Genomic DNA, 18,402 nt, shown 5'->3' with positions numbered 1-18,402 from the left:
AGAATGTTTTCTAATAATCATTCAAGTCTTAATAGTTCGTCGTTAAAATCTTTCAATACCCCTCTAAAAGCTAGTGTGGTACTGATTACCGTCATTATGTTATCTGCCTGTGGAAGTGATAACAATAATTCATATAATCTTGGCGATATATTTGACGGTAGTCCAACGCCAACGCCAACGCCTACGCCAACGCCTACGCCAACGCCTACGCCAACGCCTACGCCAACGCCTACGCCAACGCCAACGCCAACGCCAACGCCTACGCCTACGCCTACGCCAACGCCAACGCCAACGCCAACGCCAACGCCTACGCCTACGCCTACCTATCAATCTGGCTCTGAAGCTATTAAGAAAGGTGCACAGGCTCTAAATATCGATGCTTCTGCTGCGTTACCAGGGACCGTGTTTAAAATAACAACTCGTGATTTTGATATTAACTCAAATAGTTTAGTAGCAAGAGCAGATTTAGCATCTGGAAGTTTGTTACCTAAAGTCACAGTTACAACGTCAGGAGGTAGTGATTCCAGTACTTCAAACGGTTTTAAACGGCATGATGATAGCGTTGTAATCCCGACTTCATTAGGTGAGCTACCTCTAGCTTATAGCTCAGTATATAAAGACTTTGGTACTCAGATGCGTATCGGTCATATTGATGGTGACGCTACGTTATCTGCTGAATTCGGAGGTGCCAAACTTCCAGTAAATGGTGTAGCAGTATATGGTAATAAAACACTCACTTTACCTACAGAAGGCAGTGTATCATATGGTGGTGATGCAACTTATCGAGCAATCGGTTTGGATAAGGCTATCGAGTACGGTAGTTCTGTGTTTACAGCTGATTTTGCTGCCAAAAAAATTGATGGTACTTTAACGTTCAGTCAAGCTAGTAATATTGGTATATCTGGTACTATCAGCGGTAGTGAGTTTTCAGGTGAAAAAGGCGGCTATGCTACTGAAGGTGCTTTTTACGGTGATAATGCTAAATACCTAGGAGGTATATTCTCAGGTAATAATGCACAAGGTACCTTTGGAGCTGAAAAGAAATAAAGCCATATAACCGTATGAATTAATAAAAAAGCGCTCTATAGCGCTTTTTTATCGCTCGCATGTAATATTGATTGCCAGTAACTATATACATGTATCATTTACTATCAATTAAAGTGAATGTACAGTTTCTTAATTTTAGTTGACTTTATTTGACAATTTTGATTATCTATAGCAGTACTATGTTTTAAGCTTTATCTAATGGATTATTATAAACTCTTCATGGAGGAAGACGAATGTCACCTAACCGTCATTCAATTTCAGCTGTATCAACAGCAAAAAAATTAAATACCCCCTTAAAGGCAAGTGTGTTGTTAATCACTGCTATTATGTTATCAGCATGTGGTAGCGACAGCGGTGATTATCCGTACATGCCAACGCCAACGCCAACGCCAACGCCTACGCCAACGCCAACGCCTACGCCTACGCCAACGCCTACGCCAACGCCAACGCCAACGCCAACGCCTACGCCAACGCCAACGCCAACGCCAACGCCAACGCCAACGCCTACGCCTACGCCTACGCCAACGCCTGCAGAATATAGCTCTGCAGCAGAAACTAAATTATCAGGTGCACAGCATTTATCTGTTGATGCAATTCTATTAGAGCAAGGCGTCAAAACAACCACTACTCGTGACTTTACTATTCGTAGTAATTCAGATGTCGATGCCCGTGCTGACTTAGCGCTTGATATTCTACCAGAACCAATAGCAATTCAGGTGTCAGGTGACAATGATGCTGAAACGGAAAATGGCTTCAAAGCTTATGAAGGCACTGGCAACGTCACAGGTGAAGGTGATTTGGCTTACATTGCAACCTATAAAGACTTTGGTGCAAATGGTGAGATGCGTATTGCCCATATAGATGGCGCAGCAGCCAATGGCGCTGTACCTGTAGATGGTGTAGCGGTAGTAGGTAATAAAACAGCAACACTACCAACAGAAGGCACGTTTGAGTATGCTGGTGATGCCACCAATCGTAAAGTTGGTATAGATAATGCGGTTGAATACGGTAGCTCTGAGTTCACCGCTGACTTTGTTGCTAAAAAAGTGGATGGTACGCTTAAGTTCGCTAAGACAGAAGATATTATTCTTTCAGCTAATATTGGAGGGGAAGACATTGCAGCTAATGAATTCTCTGGTGAGAAGAATGGTTACAATACTAATGGTGCTTTCTACGGTAAAGATGCCAACTTTATCGGTGGGATCTATGAAGGTAACGGTTCTCAAGGTACTTTCGGTGGAGAGAAGGGTGGTACACCAGTTGACCCAGTTGATCCAAATCTACCACCGGCTGACACTAACATAACTGGTTTCCAATCGACTGCACTAAGTAGTAAAGAGCGTGAACTACCATTGAATCAAGGTCAGTTAGACTCAGCGATTGGCTATTCAGCAATCCGAGGTGATAAAGATACTTGGTCCGGCAACCAAGCAGATGTTGCTGCAGATGGAACTCTTCCTAACGATAAAGTATTAGATACCGGTGATAACTTCACTGCATTTGATATATTGTCGTTGCGTGCTGACATGGTTAAACCGCAGTCTGTACAAAAAGCGCTTACGGTAAATCCAAAACAGGAAGGGTTAGGTAGTCTAAAAGTTGAAGCGGGTAAAGGCAATTTTAATCCAGACTTTAAGTACAATGCTGTTTATAAAAGCTTTGGCACACAAATGCAGACGGGTCATGTTTATGGTTTCATAAACTCAAGTGTTGCCGGTGATGTATCTAGAGTAGCAAATGTCTATGTTCAAGGGAACTTAACCAGCCAAGCTTATATGGACTCCCTCGCTAAGGTGAATGATGGTAAAGCTCAATATGTTGGTTCTGCCACATATATGGAAAACATTCACCTAGACGATTTCGGAACTACTGTTTCAGGATTCAAATGGACTGCTACTCCTACAGAAGGCGCTATCATAGCACCAGTGAATGGTACTTCTAATTTTGATGTTGACTTTGTTAACAGCAAGCTTGAAGGTACATTATCATTTGATGCTGGCAACTATAAATATATGCCTACTGGTAACAAGATTGCTATAAATGCAGATATTACTGGTAACACTTTTGCTGGCAATGTGAATAACATCGACACTGCTGGTGGGTTCTACGGTGACAAAGCAGAGTTCTTGGGTGGTATTTACCAAGATGCAGGTGATATAGCTGGTGGTAAAGGTGCAGGCGCTGGAACGGGTACTAAGTTCCAAGGTACTTTTGGTGCTGAAAAGCAATAAATTTATGAAATAAATAATCTTAAATAAAAAAGCGCCCTAGGGCGCTTTTTTTGTTGCACATAATAAATTGGAGTGATATTGCTATTTTATATACATTATATTAATTGACTATTATCTACTAAAAAATGATAGATTTCTAAAATTGAATTGTTATTTTATATTAATAGTGAATTATTATTTACTTTTTAGTTACAACTGAATGTATATCAATTAAAGCTGTGATCATTATTTCAGATTATTATCGATATATTCTTTAATTTTTTTATTTAATCCAAAGGCTTCCTCTTAGATATTTGCTATACAATCCTTCTACTATGCAAGTTTCGATAGGTATTCTTAAAGTTATTGAAGTACATTCCATTTGGTGCGTCTCTGATAAACAATGATCATAACTTCAATATTACCACTATCTAATAAGTAATACTTAACCATACCTTGTTTAATTCAACTATCCAGTAGAAATACAGTTGACTTATGCTCTTTACGTTATAATATCCGCAAGTTTCTCGTACAAAAACAGTTCCTGATTCAGTCTTATTTATATACAATGCACTAAAAAATTGATCCTATCCACACAGCGGCCCTTTTGATAATTCGTATTATTTTGTGAATATCCTTTTTAATGAATATTAATTAGTAACTAGATATTACAGTAAACAATATTTCATTAATATAATTTGACTTTTTGTATCTAATTTGTTTATCTATACAAGCTACTAGATAAATGTTGTGCCTAATGGATTAGATACTAAAATATCATAAACTCTTCATGGAGGAAGACGAATGTCACCTAACCGTCATTCAATCTCAGCTATATCGACAGTAAAGAAATTAAACACCCCGCTCAAAGCGAGTGTGGTTCTCTTAACCGCTATTATCTTGTCGTCGTGTGCAACAGACGGTAGTGATGACACCGTCACCCCAAAACCATCACCTATTTTGCCAACAGCGGATGCGGGTGGAACCAGTGGTAGTGGAACCAGTGGTAGTGGAACCAGTGATAGTGGGACCAGTGATAGTGGAACCAGTGATAGTGGAACCAGTGATAGTGGAACCAGTGGTAGTGGAACCAGTGGTAGTGGAACCAGTGGTAGTGGAACCAGTGGTAGTGGAACCAGTGATAGTGGAACCAGTGGTAGTGGAACCAGCGGTAGTAACACAGGCATAGTTGTTACTACCAATGAAATAGAAAAGTCTATCAAAGCTGCAGAGGCCAAAACTAAAGTGGCTGAAGAAGCACTTAAAGTAGCAGAGGCTAAAACTAAAGCAGCGGAAGATGCACTAAGAGCTGCACAAGAAAGGTTTGGCAAAGAGTCAGAGAAAGCGGCAGAAGCTGGAAAAATTGCAATAGAAACTGCAAGAGCAGAAGTAGTACAGGCAAAAGCGACGGCGGAAGCCGCTAGAGCAGAAGCAGTAGCGAAAATTGAAGCAGCTGCGAAAGCATCTAAAGAGCAAGTAGATGCCGCTAAAAAAACTGCTGCCGAAGCAGTAGAAAAAGTTAAAAATGCCGAAGACAAAGTAAAATCTGCAGATATCCGGGCTAATTTAGCAGAAAGCAAGGCTAAAGAAATCGAAGAATCACTCAACGCAGAAACAGCTGCTAAAGAAGCGGCAGAAGAAGCTAAGGAGAAGGCAGAACAAATAGCCAAAGATGCCAAAGCGCAAGCAGAGCTTGAGAAGCAGAAAGCTAATGATGCCAAAATAGAAGCTGATAAAGCCAAAGGGGAGTTAGCGAGCGCACAAGCTGCCTTAGATAAAGCTGAGAAAGATCTAGCAGAAGCCTTGGTCAATGGAGGTAATCCAGCAGCGCTACAAGCAGAGGTGGATCGTCGTCAAGCAGCCCTTGACGCAGCGAACGCTAAAGCCACTGCAGCCGAGCAAGCACAAGCAGCAGCGACTGCCGCAGCAGAGGCACAAGTGGCAGTAGCCAATCAAGCCGCCAAAGATGCCAAAGATGCCTTAGCCGCCTCGCAAATCAAGAATGCACCGGAAACTAAGAAGACTGGGGTGCAGCATGTCAGTATCGACGCTTCAGGTTTAGGCCAAGGCGCATTGACAACCACCACTCGTGACTTCGGGATTACCGATGCAACACAAGTACAAGCTCGTGCGGATATCGCTTCTGGAGGTCTAGTCTCAGACCCTGTAGCACTTAAAGTCAGCGGAGCCAATGATGCAGCAGTAGCAGGCTCTAATGGATTTAAATCATTCGAAAACACCACCAAAGTAGTGACCGCCTCATTAGGTGAACAAGACTTAGTTTATACCTCAACCTATAAAGATTTCGGTGATGATTTAAGAGTCGCTCATATTGATGGCACCGCTGCTGGTCTATTACCCGTCAATGGTGTTGCAGTAGTGGGTAACGCAACCCAAGTTATCAACATGCCAACAGAAGGTAAAGTTGGCTATACAGGTGATGCCACCTATCGTGAGATCGGTTTAGGAAAAGACATCCAATTTGGAACCTCAGTATTTACCGCTGACTTTGTTGCCAAGAACCTAAAAGGTGATTTGACCTTTAGTAATAAGACCATTGGTTTAGAAGCTGCTATTTTAGGCAACCAGTTTTCAGGTGAAAAAGGCGGTTATAACGCTGATGGTGGATTCTATGGTGGTGATGCTCAATACTTAGGTGGTGTTTACGAAGGTAATGGCGCTCAAGGTACTTATGGTGCCAAGAGCAACAAGCAAACCGCAGCAGAGCAAGCGGCTGTGAAAGCGCAAGCGGATGCTGATAAAGCCAATGCTGCTATCGCTGCGGTTCAAGCTGCTGCAGATAAAGCACAAGCTGCGGCTACTAAAGCCCAAGCGGATGCTACTAAAGCCCAAGAAGCCTTAGCTGCGGCTGAAGACGCCCTAGCAAATGCAGGTAATGGGCAAGATCAGTTAGCATTAGCGTTAGAGCGTGCCGCCTTAGCAGAAGCGGCTCAAGCTGCTGCTTTAGAAGCTGCAAGCAAAGCAGAAACTGCCAAAGAAGCTGCATTGTTAGCCCAATCTTCAGCAGAAGCTGCAGCCACTGCAGCGCAAGTAGCAGCAGACAAAGCTATTGGTGACGCGAAAATAGAAGCGGACAAGAAAGTAGCAACAGCCAATCAACAAGCTGCTGATGCAAGAGCCCAAGCGGCTGATGCTGAAGTACGTGCTGAAAAAGCAAAAACTGCCGCTGCTGATGCTAAAACTCGCGCTGAAGAAGCAGAAGATAGAGCGCAAGCTGCCGAAGACGCCTTAGCTGCAGAGAAAGAGCTACCGCCAGCACCGGCTAATCCACAGGCACCTGTGAATACAAAACTCAGTGGTTTCCAGAATACTATTTCGGGCAGCGACAATAGTGCTATTAATGCCAATAATTCGAGTAGTTACGATAAACTTAAAGTTCTTTTAGTAGAAACTGGTTCTGGACGTTATGATAATAAAACCACCACTGAGTTTGCTCTGCGCAATGTAGCTGATCAAGATTATCTAAACGGTTTCAAAAAGAGTTCTCTCTACTCACTGCCAGCAGGGTATTTAAATAGGACTTTTAAGTACACCTCAGTCTATAAAAACTATGATGATCAAATGCAGATAGGTCATTTGTACGGTGATCTTAAGACTTCAAACAATGGTACTCGACTAGATACACTATCTAATGTCTATGTTCAGGGTAATGGTACAAACGCTGAAGATATGCAGTACATGAAGACGTTATCACAGTACAATATTGATAATGGTATTAATGATGGCAAGGTGAAGTATGAAGGCGACGCTACTTATCTCAAAAATGACCAAATAATTGGTAATGATCCATCTGTAGGTACTTCTAAATTCAGTGTCGATTTTGTTGATCAGCAGGTCGATGGTACGTTGTCATTCACTGATGTCGGTGTCAAAAAGGTCAAAGCAGAAATTACTGGTAATACATTTGCAGGTAATTGGAACGGTCTTGATACTAAGGGTGGTTTCTTTGGTGAAGATGCAGGGTTGTTAGGTGGGGTCTATCAAGACGGCTCAGGTAAAGGAACATATGGTGCTACTAAAGTATTGCCAGCAGCCGAAGAACCATTCGATCCAACTGTTGTTCCTGTTAATCCAGATGCTGCCGCTAATTCAGATGCTACTGGTACCATGAGCAACACTTTAAGTAGTCAAGCAGGTTTAGGAACCAGTAATGCTATTGGATTCCGTAAGTTCATTACAGACAATGAAACCTATAAGACGACAAGAGGTAGTGGTGAAGATGAGGCGCCAATAATTATTAAAGATAGTAAAGTTGATAACCTAACTTACAATGCTATAGAGGCGCGTCTCGACATTGTTAAGCCTAATAAGTTCAATACTGCCAAACAGGACTTTACACTCACTACGGTTAGAGCAGATGACGTCGCTGTTGCGAACACTGACAGCTTTAAAAAATCATCAAAAGCAAATGAAGTGTTATGGAAAGAAGTAAATACAGGCGTATCTGTATCTCCAACTGCTGATTTGACACTTCCTTATCAATCTGTCTATAAGAATTTCGATTCTCAGATGCAGATTGGTCATGTGTATGGCGATTTAGACAAGCGTAGCGGTATAGCTTCAGGTATCAAATCACGCTATGCCAACGTCTATGTTGTGGGTAATAGTACTGCCCAAGAAGATATGGATTACCTAAAAGCTCAAGCTCGGTATGACGTTGCTAATGGCATCAATGATGGCATTGTACAGTATGCTGGTGTTGCGACCTATGCAGATAACTTGCATCTTGCAGCAGGTGGTCCAATGGGTTTAGTCCTGAATGGTACTTCTACATTTGATGTTAACTTTGTCAATGACTCGCTAACGGGTAACTTAGCTTTTGCTGGTGATAAGAATATTGGCATTAATGCTAATATTACAGGCAACACCTTTACAGGTACCAATGCGGCTAACAATGTTACGACGGCAGGTGGTTTTTATGGTGAAGATGCTAAATTCTTAGGTGGAATCTATCAAGAAGCTAGACCTGACAGTAGTGTTCCAGGTACTGGTACTGATCCAGGTACTGGCACAACTTTCCAAGGAACCTTTGGTGCCGAAAAGCAATAAAGTAATATGACTGTATAAAACAAACAAAAAAGCGTCCTAGGGCGCTTTTTTGCTCGCTTAAACTATTAAAATCCCTTAGGATAATTGAAGTTGAAAAAATGTTTAGAAAACTAGTGATCGTACTTAGGTAAGGATACCCATGAATAATCAATATATGCGCAAACCTATCACAGCTTCTATTTTGCTATCGATGATGGCGTTTTCTCTACCATCAATGGCTGCACCAGACGATCTGCCAGGTATAGAGCCCGAGCTTAACCAAGCTGATGAGCTCTTAAGACGTGAGAGTCAAACCGCTGTAGCAGACCCTACTGCGCCTTCCACCACTGTCACTGACACAGAAGCACAACGTGCTATTAGAAGTCGTCAGCAACTTGCTGCCGCCACCGCTTATAATTTAGCAGCTTTAAAAGCCAACCCAGCTGCATTTAGCAAGTTCTTAAATGATGCCCTAGCTGCGCAAGATATGGTGACAGTGAAGCAGATATTGCCACACTATAAAGCGTTAGAAACCAATGATCCTATGCTGATCAAATTCGCTGACGCCTTGATATATCGTAGTGAGGCTAAAAACAAACAAGCGATTGAGATCTATCGCGGTATGTTAGCGGCAGACCCAGACTTTCATCCTGTTCGTTTAAACATGGCAATTGCGATGCAAGCTGATAAGCAGTATGCCGCCGCAAAAGAGCAATTTCTTAAGCTGCAGTCGGTTGACCTGCCAGCACCTGTGATGGCTAGAGTTCAAAACTCGTTAGCCCAAATCAATAGTTCAGAGAAATGGCAATTTAATGCTTCAGCAAGCTATGTCAGAGATAATAATATTAATGACGCACCATCTAAGTCTATTCAATCTGATTTAGGGCGCTCGATTGAGCAAAAGTCAGCCAATGGTATTCAAGTATCTGGCAGCGCAAACAAGCGCTTTAATTTACCTGATAACTTTTATGCAACTGTAGGTGGCAATGCCTCTTTGAAAGGCTATTGGGATGAGACTGACTATAACGATTATCTATTTACCGCCTCCGCTGGCGTTGGTTATGACGATGCCAAAAATGATCTCTCTCTCACGCCTTTTGTGACTAAACGGTATTATGATGAAGAAGCATATAGCTTACGAAAAGGCGTGACTATTAGTGGCTCACGTTGGGTAAAACCGAAACTAAAGCTAACGGCTACAGGTATCTTATCCAATGAAACCTTTGAAGACGATGACAACCAAAATCGCGAGACAGATGGTCAGTTTTTGGGTTTAAATGCCTTTTATATTAAAGATGCCAAAGAGTATTTTTACGGTGGTTTAGGTAATTATCAAAATGATGTGCCCAAATCAAGTATTATCAGCTATGACCGTAACTCGATTAACGGTGGCTGGGGACGTGAATGGAAACGCGGTATCTCAACACTAGCGTCAGTAGGCTACGGTATCAAAAAGTATGAAGACCCTGCCGATGCTTATCCAGCAGGTAGTGGCGCTTGGAAAGGCTATTATAATGCGGTAGGCGGAGAGCCAGGTTCTAGAAGAGAAGACAAAACTACCTCGCTAGGTCTACAAGTATGGAAGCGCGACTTGACTGTACTCGGATTAACGCCAAGATTGGTATTTGATTATGAAACAACTTCTAGTAACTTTGCTTATTATGATGATCGTGATGAAAAATCAGCAACAGTATTATTAACTAAAACCTTTTAATATAATAAGTTTGTTACCATACAGTGATAATAAAAAACCTCGCCAATTAGCGAGGTTTTTTATCAATAAAATAGTGAATAAACAGTGCTTATTTATCTAAGTTCATTTCCATCTCTTTAAACTTTGCAGATACTGAAGGTTTTGGACCGCCAGTCATGATACTTACTGCAAAGATAGCAATGGTACTTAAGATAAAGCCTGGAACAATCGCATATAACCAGCTGTTTAACGCGACACCATTCATTTGGAAAGGACCATAAATCCATAAGATGACAGTCAATGCACCCACAACCATACCAGCAACAGCACCATTACGGTTCATACGACGCCATGTGAGACTGAAGATAACCAAGGGTCCAAATGCAGCACCAAATCCTGCCCAAGCGTTAGATACTAAGCTCAGTACCGAGCTTTCTGGGTTTGAAGCCAATAAAATGGCAATGACTGCGACCACGATAACTGAAAGGCGACCGACCAATACTTGGCGTGCTTCTGGCGCGTCTCTATCAAAGAACAACTTATAAACATCTTTAGTCAATGAGCTTGATACCACGAGTAGTTGTGAGGAAATAGTACTCATGATCGCTGCTAAAATAGCGGCTAATAAGAAACCTGAAACAAGAGGTGTGAACAGAAACTGTGTAAATACTAAGAAGATGGTTTCAGGGTCCTCTAAGGTCATCGCTGTTTTTTGTACATAAGCACGACCAGCAAAACCAGTCATCAATGCCCCAATTAAACTTACAATCATCCAACTCATACCGATGTTACGTGCTGTTGGTATATCTTTAACTGAGCGAATAGCCATAAAGCGCACGATAATATGTGGCTGACCAAAGTATCCCAAGCCCCAAGCCATTAATGAGACAATACCAAGGATCGTCATGCCACTGGTGACATTAAGTAGGTTCGGATCGATGTTTCTGACCGCCTCAGTCGTAGCTGAAATGCCGCCAAGATCAGTAAAGGCAACGACAGGTACGATAACCATCGCAAACAGCATGATGATACCCTGTACGAAATCCGTCATTGAGACGGCTAAGAAACCACCAAATAGCGTATAAGCGACGACCACACCAGCCGTAACCCACAAACCAGTGCTATAAGAAAGGTTAAGCGAGCTTTCGAAAAGTTTACCGCCACCGACTAAACTTGCTGCGGTATAGACGGTAAAGAATAAAATGATAACCACAGCAGAAATGACACGTAACATGTGTGATTTATCTTCAAAGCGGTTGGCGAAATAATCAGGTAAAGTGATGGCATTGTCAGCGACCTCGGTATAAACACGAAGACGCGGCGCTACGATGATATAATTTAAAAAGGCACCCAAGGTCAAACCTAGTGCAATCCATATACTGACCACACCATCAGCATACATATAACCAGGTAGACCGAGTAATAACCAACCTGACATGTCTGAGGCACCTGCTGACAGTGCCGTAACAGCGGGACCTAGATTACGACCGCCAAGCATATAGCCTTCAGTATCGTTTGATTGCTTAAAATAAGCATAAATTCCAATACCAATCATCACTAAGAAATAGGCGCCGAGTGATATCAGCACGCCACTAGAAACTCCGTTCATATAAACTATCCTTAACCAACATAGTTGGCTGTCATTATTTTTAACGAGAAGAATTAAGTCTTACAAGACGTTGCTTAAAAACCATATCTCAAAATATCTCAAGATAAAAAATCTGAAGACGAAAAAAGCCATTAAGTAGGACATAATGGCTTTTATTCAAATGCTTCTATTAGTTTTATATGATTGATGCTGTTCTAGGGCTGATACTTATAAAGTCATGATGAAACACAAGAGGCAATACATAGTTCAATTTTACATTTTTATTGCTCGCATCTGCTCATCATCTACAAATATCAGTCGTTTATATAACCAATCATTTAAAACCATTCAACCTAATACTTACTATCATATATTACTAGAAGTCTTCAATATATGATTATCAGTGTGGTTAAGGTAAATTAATGTTATCTAAACAACGTCAGCCGTATTATAACGTATGAGTGGCACAAATGCGAACGCGCTAATGTGTCGAATAAATATCTCTGTTAGCAAATAATTAGAATCGCTTGCTCAAGCTCTAGTCAATCGGAGCAAGCAAATCTAACAATGCGGTTACACTGCTTGATTGGGTGAGTTTTGGATTAATAACCACGCCCAAATAACGTTGCAATTCAATATTATCTGCCATATCGATACGTTCTAAATCTTGACTGACCATCGTTTGCGGTAATACTGACCAGCCAAGTCCCACAGAAACCAACATCCGGATAGATTCTAATGGGTTGGTACTCATGGTGGCATAAGGTTTTAGATTATGCTTAGCAAATTCCGCTAAGGTAATCTGACTGGTAAAAGTATTGGCAGACGGCAAAATAGCAGGGTAGCGCGCCAATTGCTCGAGCGTCACGTTAGACTTAGTAGCCAAAGGCGATAAAGTACCGGTCATAAAATAGAGCGGATCTGACCACAAGGTATAATAGGTTAAACGCTTATCATAAACGGGCGGTAAGGTTAAAAATGCGAGTGACAAATCGCCATCGAGTACCGCTTTATGAGCCGTTTCTGAATCGACAAAATGCACTTCTAGTTGTACGGCAGGATAGGCCTGGATAAAATGCTTGAGCACAGGGGCGAGGTGGTGCAAGCCGATATGATGGCTGGTGCCGATAACGAGTTTGCCCGATACGATATGCTTCGAATGCTGGAGATTTATTTTAAAGTTCTCATAATCTTCAAGCCAGCGTTTGGCGTGAGGCAGCATTTCACTGGCAGCTTGAGTCGGTACAATACCGCGCCCGACTGTATCAAATAGGGTGATATTAAATTCATCTTCTAAGTTTTTGATGCGTTTACTGACCGCAGGCTGAGTAATAAACAGTTTTTCTGCTGCACCTGAAATGCTGCCTGTTTGCATAACAGTGACAAATGTCGTCAAATTTGTGGTATTCACACCGATGTCCTTAGCTACGTAGCGAGCTATAAATAAAAGTTGGCTAGCCTAATCATAATGAATTAGAAATAAAAGTTTGTGACTATGCAAAAATCATCAATTATTATTATAGGATTAGCCTGCTATAATCACAAGACATCAAGACGTATTGTCACATATTTATTTTATTAATTTGGTAATCAGTAGCATCACCCTTGTTTTAAAAGTTCATTGCAACAATAAGTATCTAAGAATGAGGCGAGGGCACAACTTTATATATATTCAGAATATAGATAATCAGACGTAGATATAATCAAATATTGAACAAAATTTTTGCTTACACCGAGTAAGCCAGTGAAATATTAAGTAATTAGCAACTAAAAAGGATAGCAGTATGGCCGGTCAAACATTATATGACAAACTTTGGAATGCTCACGAAGTCACCAAGCGTGACGATGGTTCGAGCCTAATTTATATCGACCGCCATTTGCTACACGAAGTGACAAGCCCGCAAGCATTTGAAGGCTTGGAGCTTGCCAATCGTGCGCCGTGGCGTCTGTCGGCTAATATCGCAAGCCCAGACCATAACGTACCAACGGTGACTAAAGAGCGCTCAGAAGGCGTGGCTGGTATTAAAGATAAGGTATCGCGCCTGCAGGTATTAACCTTGGATGAAAATTGTGCGAAGTTTGATATTGCTGAGTTTACCATTAATGATGCCCGTCAAGGTATCTTGCATGTAGTCGGTCCTGAACAAGGTTTGGTCTTGCCTGGTATGACCGTTGTTTGCGGTGATTCACATACGGCTACTCATGGCGCATTGGGCTGCTTGGCACACGGTATCGGTACCTCAGAAGTTGAGCATGTATTGGCAACGCAGTGTTTGATTCAAAAGAAATCAAAAAATATGCAAATTCGGGTCACCGGTAAACTTGGTGCTGGCGTGACATCAAAAGATGTGGTGCTTGCTATTATTGCCAAAATTGGCACTGCTGGCGGGACGGGGCATGCGATTGAATTTGCTGGGCAAGTATTTGAAGACATGAGCATGGAAGGCCGTATGACCGTCTGTAATATGGCGATTGAAGCGGGTGCGCGCGTCGGTATGGTTGCCGTCGACGATACGACTATTGATTATGTCAAAGGTCGTCCTTATGCGCCGACTGAAGAACAGTGGGAGCAAGCGGAAGCTTATTGGCGCACCCTCTATTCAGATGATGATGCAGTATTTGATACCGTGATTGAGATGGATGGTAACGAGATAGCCCCGCAAGTATCTTGGGGTACTTCTCCTGAAATGGTCGTGGATATTACTCAGTCGGTGCCAACACCAGATCAAGCAGTTGATGAAGCGCAAGAAGAAGGCTGGTTACGCGCTTATACCTATATGGGTTTAGAAGCTGGACAAAAAATTACCGATATTCAGCTTGACCGTATTTTTATTGGTTCGTGTACCAACTCACGTATCGAAGATTTACGTGATGCAGCATCGGTGATTAAAGGTCGTAAAGTTGCCGATAATATTAAAGAAGCGATTGTCGTAGCCGGTTCTGGTCAAGTGAAATTACAGGCGGAAGCAGAAGGCTTAGATGCTTTGTTTACGGATGCTGGTTTTGAATGGCGTGAGCCGGGTTGTTCTATGTGCCTTGCGATGAATGCCGATAAGCTTGAGCCACAAGAACACTGTGCTTCAACGTCTAACCGTAATTTTGAAGGTCGTCAAGGTAATGGTGGTCGTACGCATTTGGTCAGCCCAGCGATGGCTGCAGCTGCTGCATTAGCTGGTCACTTTGTCGATGTACGCACGTTTTAATGACCCTATTATCAATGATTGATTTTGAAGTAACTAGAGATTCTGTCTGTATGGGTGATGACGTTGACGCGCCTCATTATGCTAAATTAAGTCTTGAGTCTAACCTACCTTTAAAAGAGTTAGTAACTACAATTTTGAATAAGTATCCATTAGCTAGTGTAGCAAGTCCTAAGGTTTATTGGATATGTAAAATAAATGGTATTCATGTCGCTACTATTACCGTCACTGAGGATTTGTGTAGAAGTATTCAATTTCAAGAAGGCTGTAAGGTTCATTTAGATTTATTAAATAGCGTTCGTTTTAAATATGCTTGGTGAATTTTAATTGAACCCCGTTGGAATATAGGCAGATGCGTCATATTAAAAATAGATAGTCTTGACCATACTATATCTATAGTTCACATCATCACTAAACTTCAAAAAAATATAAACTTAATAGAAAAGGTAACCCTATGCAAGCTTATAACACCCAAACCGGTATCGTTTGTCCGCTCGATCGCGCAAACGTCGATACCGACCAAATTATCGCCAAACAGTTTTTGAAATCGATTAAGCGTACCGGTTTTGGCGTCAATTTATTTGATGATTGGCGTTATCTCGATGAAGGTTATCCGGGTCAAGATAATAGCACTCGCGTTATTAACCCAGATTTTATCTTGAATAAACCCCGTTATCAAGGCGCGACTATATTGCTGGCACGCAGAAACTTTGGTTGTGGCTCGAGCCGTGAGCATGCCCCTTGGGCGCTTTCAGAATATGGCTTTCGTACTATTATTGCACCAAGCTTTGCTGATATTTTTTATAATAACTGCTTTAAGAATGGCATGCTGCCAATCGTCTTGGATGAAGCCATCGTTGATACCTTGATGAAAGCGACGCTTGCCAATGAAGGCTATGAGTTAACTGCCGACCTTGAGCGCCAAATGGTCATTACCCCAACTGGTGAAGAGCACGCTTTTGAAGTCGATGAGTTTCGTAAGCATTGTTTGCTGAATGGTCTTGATGATATCGGGCTGACTTTGCAGCAAAGCGATGCTATTAAAGACTACGAGCATAAAATGATGCAAAAAACACCTTGGATATTTAATGATGTCAGAGCCTGATTTTTAAAAAAAGCTTTTGACAACAAAGCCTTTTACAGCAAAGTTTTGAATCATAAGAATTTTCATAATAAGGTTGATAAAAAACCTCTAATAGAAAAATATTATTCAATATAAACTTATTCAATATATAAAAGTGCTCAGCGCTAATACAGCGTTGAGTTATGGCAATTAAGTGGCTAAAATGAATGGTAATCTATTTTTTATCTTATTGTATTTTTTACCTTATAAATAGTAGCCGCCATTATGAATAAAACACGTTTTGCTATATGGACAAGCACCGCTATTGCCTCAAGCTTATTATTATCTGGCTGTCAGGCATTGACGGGTTATCAACAAATAGAAACAGCGCAAAATGCCAAGGTATGGACAGGAAAAATCACCCCTATCGCTGGAGAAGTAAATATTGCCTGCGTAGGGACTTATCACTGCGAAATTGCTCGCATTGATCAGACGCGCATTATAGGCAGTGATACTCATGAACCTATCAATCCTGCCATGTTGGTAGCGATGCAAAACGTGAATACAGACAGTAAAAGTCGCACGGTTAGTAAGCATGCGACAGCGGCAATGAGTATGGACATGTCACCGCTCATTCATAAAAACGCGATTAAAATTGTCCCTTTGTCGGCGTCTGCTATGCCTGGGCTAACCAATTATTATGCGCGGGTAAAACCTGCAAAACGTGAAGTGCAAGTAAATTTCTATCCAGAAAATAATTTGGGCTATGTCGAGCGGTTTGCGATGATTCATGACTTTGCTGAAGCAGGTACGTATCAGCTACGTGCTTATCAAAAAAAATCTAGCGCAAACTCAGGTAGTTTGTTAGATAGTGCTTCACCAGAGCCGTTATGTGTTGAGCTATATCAAGGCAATAATGTCCAACGCCGTTTTTGTAAAGAGGTCGGAACTGAGCATGAAGGAGAGTTTGTAGAAGCCCGTGTGGTTAAAGCTGAACCTTCTCAGTCGCCATCAAAGCCACCAGCAAAAAACAAAGTGAAAACGAAAGCTTGATGAATAGATTTCTAAAATATTAACAACTTAAAACTCATTTAGATGGATATACCACGACTTCTTGTGCAGCTCATTGCCCAAGAAGTTGTTTTTTAACAGGCTATTACAAGCCTTGCTAGCAATACTATAACTAGCAATACCATAAACAACAACTTACTTACCCATTTACCCACAAGGATTAGTATGGCAACGATTTTAACATTAGCAGGCGACGGCATCGGCCCTGAAATCATGACTCAAGCTATTGATGTGCTCGAAGCAGTCAATAATAAGTTTGCGTTAGGCTTTACCCTTGAGTCTGGACTAATCGGTGGTGTGGCAGTTGATGCAACGGGTGAACCGTTGCCAGAAGAAACGCTACAACGTGCGCGTACAGCAGATGCCGTGTTATTAGGTGCGGTTGGTGGTCCTAAATGGGATGCTATCGAGCGTAGCAAACGTCCTGAGCGTGGTCTGCTCAAAATCCGTAGTGAGCTTGGTTTGTTTGCCAATCTGCGTGTGGCAAAACTTTACCCGCAGCTTGTTAATGCATCAAGCATCAAGCCTGAGATTATCTCAGGTCTAGACTTGCTGATTGTACGTGAGTTGACCGGTGGTATCTATTTCGGTGAGCCGCGTGGTATTCGCACGTTAGAGAATGGTGAGCAGCAAGGCTATAACACCATGGTTTATAGCACCAGTGAAATTCAGCGTATCGGTAAAGTCGCTTTTGAGCTGGCAAAAACTCGCGCCCAAGCAGCGGGTACTCCAGCCAAGGTTTGTTCGATAGATAAAGCCAATGTCTTAGAAGTCACTGAACTTTGGAAGCAGACGATGATTGAGATGCAGCAAGCAGATTATAGCGATGTGGCGTTATCGCATATGTATGCTGATAATGCTTGTATGCAGCTGATTAAAGATCCTAAGCAGTTTGATGTGATGGTAACCGGTAATCTGTTTGGTGATATCTTGTCTGATGAAGCAGCGATGCTGACTGGTTCTATAGGCATGCTTCCATCAGCAAGCCTTGATGAGGCTGGCAAGGGTATGTACGAGCCTTGTCATGGCTCAGCGCCTGATATCGCTGGACAAGACAAAGCTAATCCATTAGCGACCATCTTATCTGTCGCGATGATGCTGCGTTATACCTTTAAGAAAGAAGAAGCTGCACAAGCGATTGAACAAGCAGTCAGTGATGTGCTTGACGATGGTTTACGTACCATTGATATCCTAGATCGTAGTGAAACAGGACTCAAACAAGTAGGTTGTCAAGAGATGGGGCAGGCGGTACTGGCAAAATTGCTTTAGTAATGCAGCTTTAATATAAGCTCATTTTTCAAATAGTGTTAATCTGAAGTTCTAATAGTTAGAAATATTGCTATTTCAAAGCTTTTATAATTAAAAGCCCATCATTTGCTTAGCAAGTGATGGGCTTTTTTTATATCTATTAAAACCTCTTTCATACCGTAACACACTCAACCAGATAGTCGCAAAAAAGTGCTTCTTTTAACACAGACACC

General features: G+C 41.8%; 11 protein-coding genes. 9 read left to right on the top strand and 2 right to left on the bottom strand.

Annotated elements, in window-relative coordinates; all coding sequences use genetic code 11:
* Positions 1-3 precede the first annotated feature (3 nt).
* The 4 genes from JMW39_RS13290 to JMW39_RS01745 all read left to right on the top strand — a co-directional run bounded on the left by JMW39_RS13290 (position 4) and on the right by JMW39_RS01745 (position 10,020).
* Entirely contained in the window at positions 4-1,047 is a 1,044-nt protein-coding gene (locus JMW39_RS13290) for a transferrin-binding protein-like solute binding protein (protein WP_201543213.1), read from the top strand.
* A gap of 233 nt (positions 1,048-1,280) precedes the next feature.
* Complete coding sequence (locus tag JMW39_RS01755) at positions 1,281-3,278, top strand: transferrin-binding protein-like solute binding protein (protein WP_201543205.1); 1,998 nt, start codon at positions 1,281-1,283, stop codon at positions 3,276-3,278.
* Positions 3,279-4,061: 783 nt separating this feature from the next.
* Positions 4,062-8,327: a transferrin-binding protein-like solute binding protein gene (locus tag JMW39_RS01750; protein WP_201543197.1), complete on the top strand. Its 4,266-nt coding sequence runs from the start codon at positions 4,062-4,064 to the stop codon at positions 8,325-8,327.
* 139 nt (positions 8,328-8,466) lie between these two features.
* Positions 8,467-10,020, top strand: a complete 1,554-nt coding sequence (locus JMW39_RS01745; RefSeq protein WP_201543196.1) for a porin family protein — start codon at positions 8,467-8,469, stop codon at positions 10,018-10,020.
* Between the two features lie 88 nt (positions 10,021-10,108).
* Here the strand turns inward: JMW39_RS01745 and putP are convergent, their stop codons facing one another.
* Both putP and JMW39_RS01735 read right to left on the bottom strand, forming a co-directional pair.
* Positions 10,109-11,608, bottom strand: coding sequence for a sodium/proline symporter PutP (putP, locus tag JMW39_RS01740; protein WP_201543195.1), 1,500 nt, complete (start codon positions 11,606-11,608; stop codon positions 10,109-10,111).
* Between the two features lie 517 nt (positions 11,609-12,125).
* On the bottom strand, positions 12,126-12,998 hold the full coding sequence (locus tag JMW39_RS01735; RefSeq protein ID WP_201543194.1) for a LysR family transcriptional regulator: 873 nt from the start codon (positions 12,996-12,998) through the stop codon (positions 12,126-12,128).
* A 373-nt stretch (positions 12,999-13,371) separates the two neighbouring features.
* On the opposite strand from JMW39_RS01735, the gene leuC reads away from it, so the two are divergent.
* The 5 genes from leuC (at position 13,372) to leuB (ending at position 18,190) form a co-directional block, all read left to right on the top strand.
* Entirely contained in the window at positions 13,372-14,790 is a 1,419-nt protein-coding gene (gene leuC / locus JMW39_RS01730) for a 3-isopropylmalate dehydratase large subunit (RefSeq protein WP_201543193.1), read from the top strand.
* A gap of 14 nt (positions 14,791-14,804) precedes the next feature.
* Complete coding sequence (locus JMW39_RS01725) at positions 14,805-15,107, top strand: hypothetical protein (protein ID WP_201543192.1); 303 nt, start codon at positions 14,805-14,807, stop codon at positions 15,105-15,107.
* Between the two features lie 134 nt (positions 15,108-15,241).
* Positions 15,242-15,892 carry a 3-isopropylmalate dehydratase small subunit gene (leuD, locus tag JMW39_RS01720; protein WP_201543191.1) on the top strand — a complete coding sequence of 217 codons (651 nt, stop codon included), beginning with the start codon at positions 15,242-15,244 and terminating at the stop codon, positions 15,890-15,892.
* Between the two features lie 243 nt (positions 15,893-16,135).
* The gene (locus JMW39_RS01715) at positions 16,136-16,903 is read left to right on the top strand and encodes a hypothetical protein (protein WP_201543190.1); all 768 of its coding nucleotides are present in this window, start codon (positions 16,136-16,138) and stop codon (positions 16,901-16,903) included.
* 183 nt (positions 16,904-17,086) lie between these two features.
* On the top strand, positions 17,087-18,190 hold the full coding sequence (gene leuB, locus JMW39_RS01710) for a 3-isopropylmalate dehydrogenase (protein WP_201543189.1): 1,104 nt from the start codon (positions 17,087-17,089) through the stop codon (positions 18,188-18,190).
* Positions 18,191-18,402 lie beyond the last annotated feature (212 nt).

It is taken from the genome of Psychrobacter immobilis, from assembly GCF_904846175.1.
Classification (GTDB): Bacteria; Pseudomonadota; Gammaproteobacteria; order Pseudomonadales; family Moraxellaceae; genus Psychrobacter; species Psychrobacter immobilis_E.
Note: the sequence above shows the minus strand (reverse complement) of the source record. Positions and strands in the feature narration are given on the sequence as shown.